This window comes from Pseudomonas sp. KH_046_1, assembly GCF_057839025.1.
On the sequence record NZ_CM174481.1, the window covers coordinates 3034329 to 3048230 of the forward strand.

A 13902-nucleotide genomic window follows, 5' to 3' on the forward strand; every position below is an offset into this window, starting at 1 on the left:
CATTCGGCGAGCGGATCAGGCAATGCTGGTGGGGTCGGCGGCACTTCCACCCCATTCGAGAAAACGGATCTTGTGAACCTCGCCCTCGCTGTCCAGGTAGACCACAGTCACCGGTACCACGCCGGTCTTGTCGGATGTATCGGTGCGCTGCAGCACCTGTTTCACATCGATTTCCATTCCGTAGTGGTAATCGACGGCTGAGACATGCGCGCCGGGTTCTTGCAGGCTGTTCTGGTCGAAGACACTGGGTGCGAGACTGGAAATCACGGCACTGACAATTGTGGCCATGCTCATAAGGCTTTACCTCTACTGGATTTCACTTGACAGGGACCTAATGTGACACGTTGAGAAAGTGAAGTTCACTTCACCGCGACGAACGCGCCTGCCTGAAAAGCCTGTAGTGGCTACAAACTCCCGGCAATTCCCCGCGCTTGACGCCTCTCGACCATTCGTCCTTTAAACGCCGTATTTGTTGGGCAAAGTCCGTTTCTGAAGGAGGTCATGACATGTCATGACGGACTGACACGCAAGGCGACAATCTGTTTTGTCACCTTCAGACTTCGTTAAGAAATGCCTTTGATACTTCTCCCCAATTGATCCGGGGAGATGTTTTTCAATGTCCGATTTCAACTGGAACGTTCAGTTGCCGCTGCACTTTGGCCTGGCCGAAACACAGCAGATGTATCTCGTCAGGGCCTTGCCGGACGCTCCGCAACGGAGCGCCTTCGAAGCCTTTATCCAGCAACGTTTTCGTAAGGCCCACGGTGCCGATATTCGCCATTTCATGCCGGAGCTGTTTGGCATGAGCGATGCGTCCGGCGCGCTTTGTGCGGTGGTCGGGGTACGTCTGGCGAGCGCCGGGCCGCTGTTCCTGGAAGGTTACCTGGACGAGGCGATCGATCCGCTGATCAGTGCCGCGGCCGACCACACCGTAGGCCGCTCAGCCATCGTCGAGGTAGGCAACCTGGCTGCCAGCGACACCGGCAGCGCACGGATGAGCATCATCGCGATGACCTACTTGCTCGCCATGGGGGGGTTGGAATGGGTTGCCTTCACCGGGAACCTGGGGCTGGTCAATAGCTTTCATCGCCTTGGCTTGAAGCCCGTGACGCTGTGTGCTGCCGACCCGGCGCGTCTGGGCGAGGACCGCCACGCCTGGGGCAGTTACTACGAAAGCAAGCCGTGGGTTCATGTTGGCAATATCCGCTCCGGATTCATTCATTTGCGCAACATTGGCCTGTTCAGCCGCCTGGGCTTGCCAACCTCTATTGAAGGGGCCTGCCATGTCGCCTGAAATGGAGCGTTTCAAACAGACCCTGCGTCATCATGCGGAGCAAAAAAACAACACCATTGCCTTGTGGGGCGATCATCTGAAGCTGGACTACGCCACGCTGTATGCCGAGGTCATTTATCGCCAGCAGCGCCTGCGCGATGAGCGGGTCAGGGTGGTCGCCCTGGCACTGGACAATGGCGTCGAAGCCATGCTCTGGGACCTGGCCGCGTTGTTCGAGGGCTTGACCTGCGTGGCCTTGCCGCCTTTTTTCAGTCCGGCGCAACGCAAGCATTGCCTGGAGCAGAGCCAGGCCGAACACGTCATTGCCGAACAGCAACTGCACAACGAACTGCAAGTGGCTGGATATCAGACGTGTGGCGAGTTCTGGCACTGCACATTCAGTGGCCCGAACCGGATGCCTGAAGGCACCGCCAAGTTGACCTTCACTTCGGGCACCACAGGCACACCCAAGGGCGTGTGCTTGAGTGCCGAGAGCATTCTGCGAGTCGCTCGCGAGCTGGACCTGGCCAGCCAGCCCACCGCCCCGCAACACCACCTGGCGCTGCTGCCGCTGGCCATTTTGCTGGAGAACATCGGTTGTTACGCCGCACTGTATGCCGGCGCTACCTTGAGCCTGCCCAGCCAGAAAACCCTGGGGATTCAAGGCGCCAGCGGTGTGGATGTGCCCCAGCTATTGGGATGCCTGGCCAGCCGTTCGCCCCAGAGCCTGATTCTGGTGCCGCAGTTGTTGCTGATGCTGGTCAGTGCGGCCGAGCAGCAGGCTTTCGACCCACAGCATCTGCGTTTTACCGCCGTGGGCGGTGCCCGGGTCAGCGAAGATCTACTGCATCGCGCTCAACGGGTGCGCATGCCCGTCTATGAAGGTTACGGGCTGTCCGAGTGCGCGTCGGTAGTGTGCCTCAATCGCCCACAAGCACGGCGCACCGGCAGTGTCGGACGGCCATTGTCCCATGTGGAGATCCGCCTGGCGGACGACGGCGAAGTGCTGATCAAGGGGGCAACCTTGCTGGGCTATCTGGGAGAAGCGCCGCACACCGCCCAGTGGTGGCCCAGCGGCGATCTCGGCGAGTTCGACGCCGAGGGTTTTCTCTACCTCAAGGGACGCAAGAAATATCAGTTCGTCACCAGTTTCGGACGCAACGTAAACCCCGAGTGGGTGGAAGCCGAATTGACCCAGCGCGGGCCTGTCGCCCAGGCCTTCGTCTATGGCGAGGCCATGCCTCACAACCATGCGCTGCTCTGGCCCCATCGCGCGGACTGTACCGACGAACAACTGGCCGCTGCCGTGGCCCAGGCCAACGAGTCTTTGCCCGAGTACGCCCAGGTCCATCACTGGAGCCGGCTCGACCAACCCTTCACTGCCACCAACGGCTTGCTCACCGCCAATGGCCGACCCCGCCGTGACGCCATCGTCGAACGCTACCGAGGGCAATTGAGCGAATCTGCATTCTCCGAGGAATCCGCACCATGAGTTTTTTTGACAGGCTGCAACAAGCCACCGAGCAAGAACGCAATGAGCTGTTCAACCTGCCGATCATCCGTGATGCGCTGCAGGGCGACGTCAGCCTGGAAAGTTACCGGGGCTTTCTGGCACAGGCCTATTACCACGTGCGCCATACCGTGCCATTGATGATGGCCTGCGGTGCGCGCCTGCCATTGCGCCTGGAATGGCTGCGCGAAGCGGTATGTGAATACATCGAGGACGAATACGGCCACGAACAATGGGTACTCGATGACATTCAAGCCTGCGGCGGCGACAGGGACGCTGTACGGGACGGGCGCCCGTCATTGCCTATCGAGTTGATGGTCAGCTTCCTCTACGACCTGATCGCCAGGGACAATCCGGTGGGACTTTTTGGCATGGTCAACGTACTCGAAGGCACGAGCATCGCCTTGGCCACCCACGCCGCTGGCAGTATTCGCCAGCGCCTGGACTTGCCGGAAAGCGCCTTCAGCTACCTCAGTTCCCACGGCTCACTGGATATCGAACATATGCAGACCTACCGTCGACTGATGAACAGCCTTGAAGACCCGGGCGACCAGGCCGCCGTCATTCATGCCTCCAAAGTGGTGTACCGGCTCTACGCCGATATGTTTCGTGGCTTGCCGCGTAACGGGGAGAACCTGCATGCGCCTGTCTGAAGCTCGCGTCGTGTTGACCGGTGCCAGTGGCGGCATCGGCCTGGCCATCGCCACCGCACTGTGCGCCAGTGGTGCCCAGGTGCTGGCCGTGGCTCGGCATCGGGAACCCTTGGTACCGCTGCTGGAGCTTTATCCCCGCAATCTGTGTTGGGTCCGTGCAGACCTGACGTTGCTCACCGACCGCCGCGAGGTGCTGGCGCGGGCCCAAGGCATCGGCGGCATCAACCTGCTGATCAATGCCGCCGGGGTCAACCATTTCGCCATGCTCGAACAATTGGACGACAGCGAGATCAATTCGATGCTCGCGGTGAACATCAGTGCGCCGATGTGCCTGACAAAACTGATGTTGCCTCTGCTCAAGCAAGCCGACAGTGCCATGGTGGTGAACGTCGGTTCGACCTATGGCTCCATTGGCTACCCCGGCTACGCCAGTTACTGCGCCACCAAGTTCGCCCTGCGCGGGTTCTCTGAAGCCTTGCGCCGGGAGCTGGCGGACACCCGGGTCAGCGTGCTTTACGTTGCCCCGCGAGCGACCCGTACCGGCATGAACAGCCCGGCAGCCCAGGCGCTGAACGATGCGCTCAAAGCCAATGTCGACGATCCGCAAACCGTGGCGGCTGCGGTAATTCACGCCATTGCCGGTGAACGTCGCGACTTGTACCTGGGCTGGCCTGAACGTTTTTTTGTACGCCTGAACAGCCTCCTGCCCCATCTGGTGGACCGTGGTTTGCGCAAACAATTGCCACTGATCCGCCGCCTGAGCCAGAAACCCGACCAGGAGAATCTCGAACCATGAACAAGATCATCGCTTGCCTGCTGCTTGGCGCATTGAGCCAGAGTGTCTGGGCGCTGGATGCCGCCGACCAGCAGCGTCTCAACGGTATCCAGCAAAGCTGGGCGCACATTCAGTACGAGTTGCCCGAGGGACAACGAACCGCGGCTTTTGAAAAACTGGCCGCTCAGGCTTCGAGCTTCAAGCAGGAACGCCAAACGGTGGCTGAGGCCTGGATCTGGTCTGGCATTGTCACCAGTAGCTGGGCAGGCGCCCAGGGAGGGCTGGGTGCGCTGAGCAAGGTCAAGGACGCCAAGGCTGACCTGGAAAAAGCCCTTACGCTGGACCCCAAGGCCCTGCAAGGTTCAGCCTATACCAGCCTGGGGGCACTCTATGACCGCGTACCGGGTTGGCCCATCGGTTTCGGCGATTCGGACAAGGCCGAACAGTTGCTCAAGCTGGCATTGCAAATGAACCCCAACGGCATCGACAGCCTGTACTTCTGGGGCGATCACCTCTACCGTCAGAAGCGTTATGTCGAAGCCAGGGCAGCGCTGCAAAAAGCCTTGCTGGCTGCGCCTCGACCTGGCCGCGAGAGCGCTGATGCCGGGCGCCGCAAGGAGATCGAGACGCTGTTGGTGGACGTGAACAAGCAACTCGGCTGACAGGAGACCCTGTGCGTTTATTACTCATAGAGGATGACGTGGCACTCGGCGAGGGCATTCATCAGGCCCTCGGCCGTGAAGGTTATACCGTCGACTGGTTGCAGGACGGCACCAGCGCCTTGCACTCGCTGCTCAGTGAAATCTTCGATCTGGCGGTGCTCGACCTTGGCCTGCCACGCATGGACGGCCTCGAAGTGCTGAGGCGCTTGCGCGACAGCGGTTCCAACCTGCCGGTGTTGATCCTGACCGCGCGCGATGCCACCGAAGACCGCATCGCCGGCCTGGATGCTGGCGCCGATGACTACCTGATCAAGCCTTTCGACCTGGCAGAATTGAAGGCGCGCATACGTGCGTTGCTGCGGCGCAGCGCCGGGCGTGGGCAATCGCTGATCGAGCACGCCGGTATCAGCCTGAACCCCGGCACCCAGCAAGTCAGCTACAAAGGCGAGCCGGTGGCCCTGACACCCAAGGAGTACCAGTTGCTCCACGAACTGCTCTCGCCACCCGGCCGGGTAATGACTCGCGATCATCTGATGCAGTTGCTGTACGGCTGGAACGAGGAGGCCGAAAGCAACACCCTGGAAGTGCACATCCATCACCTGCGCAAGAAGTTCTCCACCGATCTGATCCGCACCGTCCGTGGTATCGGTTACCTGGTGGAGGAGCGTCGATGAGCTCGATCCGGCGTCGCACCCTGATCCTGATCATCGGCCTGATGCTCGCCGGGCTGGCCGTGATCAGTGTGTTCAATCTGCACGACAGCAACCACGAAATCGCCGAAGTCTATGATGCCCATCTGGCCCAGAACGCTCGCCTGCTGCAAGGCGTCATGCGTATGCCCATGGTGAGCAAGGACCATGCGGATCTGTACAAGGCTTTCAACCAGGCCCTGAACGAGGCGACGCCCAGGGCCGAGGGGCATCCGTATGAAACGAAGATTGCGTTTCAGGTGTGGAACGCCAGGAACGAAGTGCTGGTACATACGGCCAGTTCTCCGTCCTTCAGCACACCGGCGGTCACACCAGGCTTCAGCGATGTAGTCGACCTGAACAATCGGCATTGGCGCGCCTTCCTGCTTGAAGACAAGCAGAACAACCTGCGCATCTGGGTCGGCGAACGGGACGATGTGCGAATGGACCTGGTGGACCGGATCGTACGCCACACGCTGTGGCCCAATATCCTGGGGAGTCTGTTGCTGGCCGCCATGATCTGGCTGGCCATCGGCTGGGGATTGAAGCCGCTGGTCAATATGGCTGCAACGCTGCGGGCCCGCAAGCCCGGCTCACTCGAACCCTTGCAATTGACGCCGCTACCCACTGAGCTTGAGCCCATGCAGGCCGCCCTCAATCGCATGCTCGCGCAAATTCAGGAAGTCATGGGGCGCGAGCGACGCTTTATCGCCGACGCCGCCCACGAAATGCGTACACCCCTGGCCGTGCTCAGGATCCACGCGGAAAACCTGATGGAGGCGGGGAGTGAAGAGGACCGTCGCGCATCGCTCGAATTCCTGATTGCCGGCGTGGACCGTACCAGCCGACTGGTCAATCAATTGCTGACGATGGCTCGTATTGAGCCTGGAGCAGGGACTGAACCGCCTGCACCTGTTGATCTGGCCAGCACCGTTCGCGACAGCCTGGTTCAGTTGACGCCCTGGTTGCTGAGCAAGGGGCTTGAACTGGTTTTTGATGTGAGCGACGACATCAGCCTTGCGAGAGTCGACCCAACCTCGATTGATATTGCCTTGAACAACCTGGTGACCAATGCGGCGAATTTCTCCCCCCGGAACGGAGTCATCACTGTAAGGCTGGTCGAAAAGGAAACCAGCTACGAGCTGTCTGTCGAGGATGAGGGGCCGGGCATCAATGAGCAGGATCGCGATCGGCTTTTCGAGCGTTTCTACAGCCGCGGAAATGACCAGGGTGCAGGGTTGGGGCTGACCATCGTCAAGGCCATTGCCGATCGCTTTGGTGGGCGGATCAAACTGGAGAACCGTACCCATGGAGGATTACGCGCTACGTTAGAAATCCGCCGCTTTTGAGGTTATGCCGGGCGTCCGTTCAAGCCGGCCGTACCGCCAGGATTTGTTCGATCAGCCACGCCAGTGCCGGCTCATGTTGGCGTTGTGCCAGATACACCAGTTCGAGGTGGAACGAGCCGACGTCGAAGGGTAATTCGAACACCTGCAGCGGTAGCAACTGCGCGAATTGATTGGCCAACTGGGTCGGCAGGACGACGCTCAAATCTGAATGGGCGACCAGGTGCGCCGCTTGCAGGTAGTTGGGTGTGGTGTAGACGATTTTCCTCGACAGGCCTTGCTTGCCCAGCCATTGATCGACCATGCCACGCGACTGGCCGCCACTGACCCAGAGATGGCGCAGCCCCAGGAAGTTATCCAGTGTGAGTGGGTCGTGTGCCAGCGGATGCTGCTTGCGCACCGCCAGTCGCAGGGTTTCGCTGTGCCAGGCCCGGCGGGTGAAGCGCGCCGGCACTTCTTCGAAGCGTCCCAGAACCATGTCCAGTTCACCCCGGTCCAGTAGCTCGGCAGGAAGGCTGGGGGCGAGGTGAGCAACGTCGATACGCAGGTTTGGCGCCAGTTCTCCCAGGCGCGCCAGCAAGGGCGGCATGCACAGCTGTTCGACAAAGTCGGTCAGGGCGATGCGCACCTGCTGCTGGCTCAGGCGTGGGTCGAAGGTTTCCCCGGCATTGAGTGTCTGTTCGATCTGTTGCAAGGCCGCGCGAATCGGTCCCTCCAGCGCCAGCGCCCGGGAGGTGGGTTGCATGTGACGGCCAACGCGCACCAGCAAGGGGTCGTCGAACAGTGAACGCAGGCGGGCGAGGGCATTGCTGACGGTGGGCTGGCTGAGGGCCAGGCGCTCGGCCGCTCGCGACACGTTCTGTTCGCGCAGCAGCATATCGAGCACCCGGAGCAAATTCAGATCGAAGCTTTTTAAATTCAAATTGCAAATACCAGGCATATGAAAATGAAATTTCAAAAATAGTAGGCGCCTGCTTAGGGTGACGGCAATCTTTTCCACTGCGCCAACCCATGAGGCCCGCCATGAAGTATCAAGCTCCCCTGCGCGACATGCGTTTTGTGCTGCACGAAGTGTTCGATGTCAGCGGCCATTGTGAACGGTTGGACAAGGGGCTGGACCGGGAAACCATCGACGGTGTCCTCGAAGAAGCCGCCCGCTTCGCCACCGAAGTGGTCGCACCGCTGAACCGCAACAGTGACGAGCAGGGCTGTCAGCTGATCGACGGACGCGTCACCACGCCCCAGGGCTTTCGCGACGCCTACCGGCAGTACGTCGATAACGGCTGGGCGAGCATGACCGGACCGCAGGAGTTCGCCGGCCAGGGTTTTCCGCAGCTGATTTCGGCCAGTTTCCACGAAATGCTGATGGCCGCCTCATTGTCCTTTCGCATTTATTCCGGCCTCACCGAAGGCGCGGTGCTGGCTCTGCATCGGCATGGCAGCGAGGCGCTCAAACAGGCTTATCTGGAAAAAATGGTCAGTGGTGAATGGTCCGGCACCATGTGCCTCACCGAGCCCCAGGCCGGTACCGACCTTGCCCTGCTGCGCACCCGTGCCCAGCCTCAAGCCGACGGCAGTTATCAGGTCAGCGGCAGCAAGATCTTCATCAGCGGCGGCGAGCAAGACCTGACCGCCAACATCATTCACCTGGTGCTTGCCCGTTTGCCGGATGCGCCGGCCGGGGTGAAGGGCATCAGCCTGTTCCTGGTTCCCAAGTTCATTGCCGCTGGCAATGGAACACCGGGGCCGTGCAATTCTCTGAGCTGTGGCGCACTGGAACACAAGATGGGCATCAAGGGCGCTTCAACCTGCGTGATGAACTTCGACGGCGCACAAGGCTGGTTGCTTGGTGAACCGAATCAGGGGCTGGCGTGCATGTTCACCATGATGAACGATGCACGCTTCCAGGTTGGCTTGCAGGGACTGGGCATCGCCGAGGCCGCCTTCCAGGGTGGTCTCGCTTATGCCCGCGAGCGCCTGCAGTCGCGGGCCATCAGCGGTCCGGTGGCGGCAGACAAGAGCGCCGACCCGATCATCGTGCACCCCGATGTCCGGCGCATGCTGCTGACGCAAAAAACCTTGAGCGAAGGCTGCCGCTTGCTCGCGGCCTACACCGCCCTGCAACTGGACCTCGAACACGGCGACCCGCAACCCGAGGTTCGCCAGAACGCGAGTCGTCGGGCGGCGCTGCTGATTCCGATCGTCAAGGCCTTCTTTACCGACGTCGGGCAGGAAGTCGCCAGCCTGGGCGTTCAGCTGTACGGCGGCCACGGTTACATCCGCGAGTGGGGCATGGAGCAGTTGATGCGCGACAGCCGTATCACCCAGCTATACGAGGGGACCAACGGTATCCAGGCGCTGGATCTGCTTCGGCGCAAGGTGCTGGGCGATGGCGCCACGGAACTGGGTGCCCTGATCGATGAACTGGCCGTGCATGTCGATGCGGCTGGCTCGCAAGCCGCGCTTAGGGAAATGGCCGAGGCCATGCAGTGGCGTCTCGCCGAGTGGCGTGAACTGGGTGTCGAGGTGGTCGAGGCGTGCCGGCGTGATGTGCAGGAAATCGGCGCCATGTCGGTGGACTTCCTGGCGTACAGCGCTTACGTGCTGGTGGGCGGGCTGTGGTTGCAGGCGGCTGTGCGTGCCCAAGCCGCGCTGGACGCAGGTACTGACGACCCCGGGTTCTATCGGGCCAAGCTGCAAGCCGCGGATTTTTACTGGCGTCGGGTGCTGCCCCGTGCCAGTGGCCATCGTGAAAGCCTTCGGGGCGGAGCCCATTGCCTGATGGCCATGGACGAGGCCGATTTCGCATTTTGATGGCAGCAGCGTGCGGCGGTAACCGAGAGACTCCGGTTACCGCCGCGCTGCATACACCGTCTATGTTCAGGCTTGCGCGGCGCTGACCTTGCCAGTGATCGTGGCATTCTTGCGGACCGCTTGATACAGCAGGCTGGACACCATGAACCCGACAATGGCCAATACGCTCATCAACGAGAACACGTAGTTGTAGCCCTGTTGACCCGGGAAGTGGTCAAGGATTGCGCCATAGATGACGTAGGCGAACATGCCCGGCGCATAGCCGATCAGGCAACCGATCCCAAAGGCTGAACCGGTGATGTGTTGGGGAATGCCGACTTCACCCATGGGTGCCCAGAACACGCCGCGCATGGAAAACACAATCAGCGCGAAGGAGAGGGTGGCCGCCATGCCTGCGTAGATGTAATCCGGGCTTTTCGGGATGAGCATGATGACGCCCATCATCGGCAACAACGCCAGGAATGCCCACTTCAGATAGCGGCTGGAACTCTTGAACTGCTTGTCGGCAATGAAGCCGCCAGCAGGGCCGCCCAGGATCTTGAGGAAGTACTGGTTGATGATGCCGTAGGCGCCAACCAGGGCCACGGGCAGTTCGTACATCTCCTTGAGGTAGGGAATGAAATAGGTCAGGCCGCAGTAGACGATATAGACCATGAACACGTTGAGGCTGACCAGCCAGATGCCCGGCACCTTGATGGCCTCGAGCAGGTTGGACAACCCGTTCTTCGGCTTGACGGTCGACTGGGTTTTGCCGCTCTTGAGCAGCAGCCAGGTCAGGGTACCGGCAAGAATGTCGATGACCGAGTAGAACAGGATCGCCGACTTCAGGCCGTTTTCACCGGAGCCCATGGCGACGAAGACGCCCAGCGCAGAGAAGGCGACCAGGGTATCGATGACGCCACGCCCGCCTTCGAGCAAGCCGAACAGGCGCCCCTGTTCCTTATCGTCGCCCAGGTTGCGGATGGCTTTGAGCAGCGAAGGCCAAAAGAGGCAGTCGGCACACACGGCCAGCAGGCAGAACACCACCAGCAGATTGCTGAAGGGCGGAAAGGTCGCCAGGTAGAGTCCGAGGCCGCCGGTACCGATCAGGCCGAGGGGGATCAGCTTGCGCGTGTCGTACCGGTCGGCGAGCATGCCGCCCACCACGAACAGTGCGGTGGCGATGATGGCGTTGGCGCTCAGCAGCACGCCGATTTCAGTGTGGGACAGCCCCATGAATTCTTGCATGGGGATATAAAAGGCGTCTTTGAGATTCGCCAGCTTGTAGATGGTGCCGCCACCGAGGATGAGAATCAGGAATCTGAGCCATTTGGCCTTGTCTTGGGATGTCATTATTGTTCTCCAGGCGTTTTTGGGTAGGCAGTGCCGGTCGGCACGTCAGGTTCAGGCGTTAGCGCAATGGGCCAGGGTCAACTCGGCCAGGGTTCGGAACTCGGCCAGCAGACCTCGTACGTAGGCGACCTGGTTGTTTGCCCAACGGTGCTCATCGGCCAGCATTCGCTCCAGCGAGAAGCCTTCGGGCAACGCTGTTTCACTCATTTCCCGGTACGCAATGAACGGGTCGGCGGCTTCGTCGAACTGGCGGAAGGCCGGGGCGACGTAGTGGTTTTCCTGCTCAAGAATGAAGGCGATCACTTGCGGGGTTGATTCGCCGAGCATCAGCAGTTCGAACAACATGCGTGCGCTGGGCAGGTCGTCTTCGGCACAGCCTTGCAGCACGCCGTAATGCCCGAAGCCGTTTTGCTCAGGCACGATGCGCACACCCTTGAGGTGGGTCTGGCGTATGTGCGGCGCCAGGTTGCGCAGTGCAGCAAGGGGCTGCTCGCAGGCATTGATCATGTTGCCGAAGTCGAACAGGGCGTGCAGGCGAGGGTGGTTCAGACGGCTCAGCAGTTGCGCGATCTCGCCGCTCTTGAGTTCTTCATGCTGCTCGAAGTCGAAGAACAGGTCGTGCTCGTCTGCCTGTTGCGCGAGGTAGTGCAGGTCTGACTCGATCACGTCCATGACCCGGGACAGCGCCCCTTCGTAGCGTGAGTAGACACGGATATTGCGGGTGCCCAGCGCCTTGGCGATGGCGATCACTTGATCGACATCCTTTTTCAGGGTGCTGCTGATTTCCAGATGCACGTCCAGCCCGAGAGCATTGGCCTTGGCAGCGAACGCCTGAAGCTGCGCGGCGGTCATTTGACTCAGGCTGTTTTCCTCACCATCAAGCAAGTGCAGGCTCAGGCCCTGCAGTTCATGGCGATAGGCGAAGTCCAGCAGGTCGCCCGGTGTGACGCGGCCGTGGGTCAGGTTGGTCAGCAAGGGGTAGGCATGGGCAAACAGGCGCAGTTGCGCCAGTCGGTCGAGCAACTGGCGGGCCAGTGCCTCGGTCAGTAGGGGGGGAGCCTCGGCCTCGACAGCCTTATGGCTGAGCAAGGCGTTGAATCGTTCCTGGATCTTATTGTTCATTCGAGTCGTTCCTGGTTCAGACACCGGGTCTACCGGCGCAGCCTTTATCGCGCCAGTCAGGAACTCTCGATAGATCCATTATCAGTTAATTCATAAGACCACTTGCCTTGGGTCAAGTGGTCGGCTGCAGGTAGCCCATTTTGTCCAGGGCCTGGGCCAGCGCTTCGACGCGCGCTGCGGCCTGATCCTCAGGGGTGCTGGCAAAGCCGATCAACAGCGCCGGCGGCAAGACATGCGCAACGCAGTAGTCGCTCAGGGCATAGGTATGAATGTCATGCTGGCTGAGTTCACTGGCCAGGGTGTCGTCATCAAGATGGGCTGGTAACCAGGCAATCAGGTGCATGCCGGCTTCTACAGGCGTGATCCTGAAAAAACTGCCGAGCTGTAGCTGCAGTTGTTCGACCAGTGCCTGCTGGCGAGCCTGGTACAGCGCACGCATTCGACGAATATGGCCGAGAAAGTGGCCTTCGCGCATGAAGTCAGCGGTGACGGCCTGCAGCAGTGTCGGCGGGCTGCGATCCATGACCGCTCGCAGGGTACAGAAGGGTTCGATCAAGGCGTTGGGCAGTATCACGTAACCCAGTCGTAGCGAGGGGAACAGCACTTTGCTGAAGGTGCCGGCGTAGATGACCCGAGCCCATTGGTCCATGGCATAGAGTGCCGGCAGGGGGCGCCCGTTGTAGCGAAACTCGCTGTCGCAGTCGTCCTCGATGATCCAGCTTTGATTCTGGGCGGCCCAGTCGATGAGTTCCTGACGTCGCGCATAACTCATGGTGACGCCCAAGGGATGCTGACGAGAAGGTGTGGTAAACACCAGGCGGGCGTCAGGACATTGAGCCAGGCCTTGCTGGACATCGATCCCCTGTTCGTCGATACGCAACGGCACGACCAGACCCCCTTGGGCCTGGAGCGCAATTCGTGCCGCGATATGCCCCGGATCCTCCATCCAGAAGCTGTCCTGCGGATTGAGCAACAGCATGCCCAGCAGGTTGAAGGCTTGCTGGGCGCCGGAAACGATGACCACCTGCTCGGCAGTGCAGTCGATGCCACGGGCATCGAAGACGTATTCAGCGATCGCCTCGCGCAGGGCCAGCAACCCTTGCAGTTCGCCATAGCCGAGCATGGCCTTGGTTGGCTTATGCAGGTGGCGATTCATCAGCCGCTTCCAGACCGATTGCGGGAACGCATCGTAAGCACTGTGACTGGGCAGGAACGAGGTCGGGCTCCCGGTGGACCAGCCCGAATAGGAAACGCCACGGAAATGATCGCTACGCAACGACAGCATGGACTGGCTCAGGTCGGACAGGCGAGGGGGCTGGCGCTTGTGCTCATCGTCATCGATACCGCGGCTTTCCCACTCATGGCCGACATAGGTCCCGGCCCCGGTCCGCGACGTCAGAAAACCTTCGGCAATCAGTTGATCGAACGCATTGAGAATGCTGATTCGCGACAGCTGCAGTTCCTTGCTCAGGGTCCGGGTGGACGGCAGGCGCACGCCTCCCTGAATCCTGCCACTGAGAATCTGTTTGCGAATCTGCAAGTAGAGTTGGCGGTACAAGGGGATGGAACTGGCACGGTCCAGTTCGATACCTGACAACAGCAAACCTGCGGAGGATTTCATTTTTGGTTCGTCTGGATGAAGTGTGGTTTGGCCTGAATTGCCGTCAGGCACCCGGGTGCGAAAGGGTATCGAGCGGTACTGGATAAGTCATCCACCACAGGCATT

General features: G+C 60.5%; 13 protein-coding genes. 8 read left to right on the forward strand and 5 right to left on the reverse strand.

Annotated features, from left to right (window positions below; genetic code table 11):
• Positions 1–15: 15 nt before the first annotated feature.
• Entirely contained in the window at positions 16–294 is a 279-nt protein-coding gene (locus AC3IT9_RS14020; RefSeq protein ID WP_150752812.1) for a DUF2790 domain-containing protein, read from the reverse strand.
• Between the two features lie 322 nt (positions 295–616).
• Between AC3IT9_RS14020 and AC3IT9_RS14025 the strand changes: the two genes are divergently transcribed.
• The 7 genes from AC3IT9_RS14025 to AC3IT9_RS14055 are packed head-to-tail and all read left to right on the forward strand — an operon-like array spanning position 617 to position 6911.
• Positions 617–1294, forward strand: a complete 678-nt coding sequence (locus AC3IT9_RS14025; RefSeq protein ID WP_150723902.1) for a thermostable hemolysin — start codon at positions 617–619, stop codon at positions 1292–1294.
• Positions 1284–2765: an AMP-binding protein gene (locus tag AC3IT9_RS14030; RefSeq protein WP_489273411.1), complete on the forward strand. Its 1482-nt coding sequence runs from the start codon at positions 1284–1286 to the stop codon at positions 2763–2765. Before AC3IT9_RS14025 ends, AC3IT9_RS14030 begins: the two co-directional genes overlap by 11 nt.
• Entirely contained in the window at positions 2762–3436 is a 675-nt protein-coding gene (locus AC3IT9_RS14035; protein WP_150723900.1) for an iron-containing redox enzyme family protein, read from the forward strand. The genes AC3IT9_RS14030 and AC3IT9_RS14035 overlap by 4 nt, the downstream gene beginning before the upstream one ends.
• The gene (locus tag AC3IT9_RS14040) at positions 3423–4232 is read left to right on the forward strand and encodes an SDR family oxidoreductase (protein ID WP_150723899.1); all 810 of its coding nucleotides are present in this window, start codon (positions 3423–3425) and stop codon (positions 4230–4232) included. Before AC3IT9_RS14035 ends, AC3IT9_RS14040 begins: the two co-directional genes overlap by 14 nt.
• Positions 4229–4873, forward strand: coding sequence for a tetratricopeptide repeat protein (locus tag AC3IT9_RS14045; protein ID WP_489273412.1), 645 nt, complete (start codon positions 4229–4231; stop codon positions 4871–4873). The genes AC3IT9_RS14040 and AC3IT9_RS14045 overlap by 4 nt, the downstream gene beginning before the upstream one ends.
• A gap of 11 nt (positions 4874–4884) precedes the next feature.
• Positions 4885–5547, forward strand: a complete 663-nt coding sequence (locus tag AC3IT9_RS14050; protein ID WP_150723897.1) for a response regulator — start codon at positions 4885–4887, stop codon at positions 5545–5547.
• Entirely contained in the window at positions 5544–6911 is a 1368-nt protein-coding gene (locus AC3IT9_RS14055; protein WP_489273413.1) for a sensor histidine kinase, read from the forward strand. The genes AC3IT9_RS14050 and AC3IT9_RS14055 overlap by 4 nt, the downstream gene beginning before the upstream one ends.
• A gap of 19 nt (positions 6912–6930) precedes the next feature.
• Here the strand turns inward: AC3IT9_RS14055 and AC3IT9_RS14060 are convergent, their stop codons facing one another.
• Positions 6931–7848, reverse strand: a complete 918-nt coding sequence (locus AC3IT9_RS14060) for a LysR family transcriptional regulator (protein WP_489273513.1) — start codon at positions 7846–7848, stop codon at positions 6931–6933.
• Positions 7849–7931: 83 nt separating this feature from the next.
• On the opposite strand from AC3IT9_RS14060, the gene AC3IT9_RS14065 reads away from it, so the two are divergent.
• Positions 7932–9722 carry an acyl-CoA dehydrogenase C-terminal domain-containing protein gene (locus tag AC3IT9_RS14065; RefSeq protein ID WP_489273414.1) on the forward strand — a complete coding sequence of 597 codons (1791 nt, stop codon included), beginning with the start codon at positions 7932–7934 and terminating at the stop codon, positions 9720–9722.
• 66 nt (positions 9723–9788) lie between these two features.
• Here the strand turns inward: AC3IT9_RS14065 and AC3IT9_RS14070 are convergent, their stop codons facing one another.
• The 3 genes from AC3IT9_RS14070 to pdxR form a co-directional block, all read right to left on the reverse strand.
• Positions 9789–11054, reverse strand: a complete 1266-nt coding sequence (locus AC3IT9_RS14070) for an MFS transporter (protein ID WP_150723895.1) — start codon at positions 11052–11054, stop codon at positions 9789–9791.
• Between the two features lie 51 nt (positions 11055–11105).
• On the reverse strand, positions 11106–12176 hold the full coding sequence (locus AC3IT9_RS14075) for a sugar phosphate isomerase/epimerase family protein (protein WP_150723894.1): 1071 nt from the start codon (positions 12174–12176) through the stop codon (positions 11106–11108).
• A 112-nt stretch (positions 12177–12288) separates the two neighbouring features.
• Positions 12289–13797 carry a MocR-like pyridoxine biosynthesis transcription factor PdxR gene (gene pdxR / locus AC3IT9_RS14080; RefSeq protein ID WP_489273415.1) on the reverse strand — a complete coding sequence of 503 codons (1509 nt, stop codon included), beginning with the start codon at positions 13795–13797 and terminating at the stop codon, positions 12289–12291.
• Positions 13798–13902: the final 105 nt, after the last annotated feature.

What these genes read in the sequence shown, in the direction of transcription:
- AC3IT9_RS14020 (WP_150752812.1), bottom strand. Translation starts at nt 294, where the DNA reads ATGAGCATGGCCACAATTGTCAGTGCCGTGATTTCCAGTCTCGCACCC.
- AC3IT9_RS14025 (WP_150723902.1), top strand. Translation starts at nt 617, where the DNA reads ATGTCCGATTTCAACTGGAACGTTCAGTTGCCGCTGCACTTTGGCCTG.
- AC3IT9_RS14030 (WP_489273411.1), top strand. Translation starts at nt 1,284, where the DNA reads ATGTCGCCTGAAATGGAGCGTTTCAAACAGACCCTGCGTCATCATGCG.
- AC3IT9_RS14035 (WP_150723900.1), top strand. Translation starts at nt 2,762, where the DNA reads ATGAGTTTTTTTGACAGGCTGCAACAAGCCACCGAGCAAGAACGCAAT.
- AC3IT9_RS14040 (WP_150723899.1), top strand. Translation starts at nt 3,423, where the DNA reads ATGCGCCTGTCTGAAGCTCGCGTCGTGTTGACCGGTGCCAGTGGCGGC.
- AC3IT9_RS14045 (WP_489273412.1), top strand. Translation starts at nt 4,229, where the DNA reads ATGAACAAGATCATCGCTTGCCTGCTGCTTGGCGCATTGAGCCAGAGT.
- AC3IT9_RS14055 (WP_489273413.1), top strand. Translation starts at nt 5,544, where the DNA reads ATGAGCTCGATCCGGCGTCGCACCCTGATCCTGATCATCGGCCTGATG.
- AC3IT9_RS14060 (WP_489273513.1), bottom strand. Translation starts at nt 7,848, where the DNA reads ATGCCTGGTATTTGCAATTTGAATTTAAAAAGCTTCGATCTGAATTTG.
- AC3IT9_RS14065 (WP_489273414.1), top strand. Translation starts at nt 7,932, where the DNA reads ATGAAGTATCAAGCTCCCCTGCGCGACATGCGTTTTGTGCTGCACGAA.
- AC3IT9_RS14070 (WP_150723895.1), bottom strand. Translation starts at nt 11,054, where the DNA reads ATGACATCCCAAGACAAGGCCAAATGGCTCAGATTCCTGATTCTCATC.
- AC3IT9_RS14075 (WP_150723894.1), bottom strand. Translation starts at nt 12,176, where the DNA reads ATGAACAATAAGATCCAGGAACGATTCAACGCCTTGCTCAGCCATAAG.
- pdxR (WP_489273415.1), bottom strand. Translation starts at nt 13,797, where the DNA reads ATGAAATCCTCCGCAGGTTTGCTGTTGTCAGGTATCGAACTGGACCGT.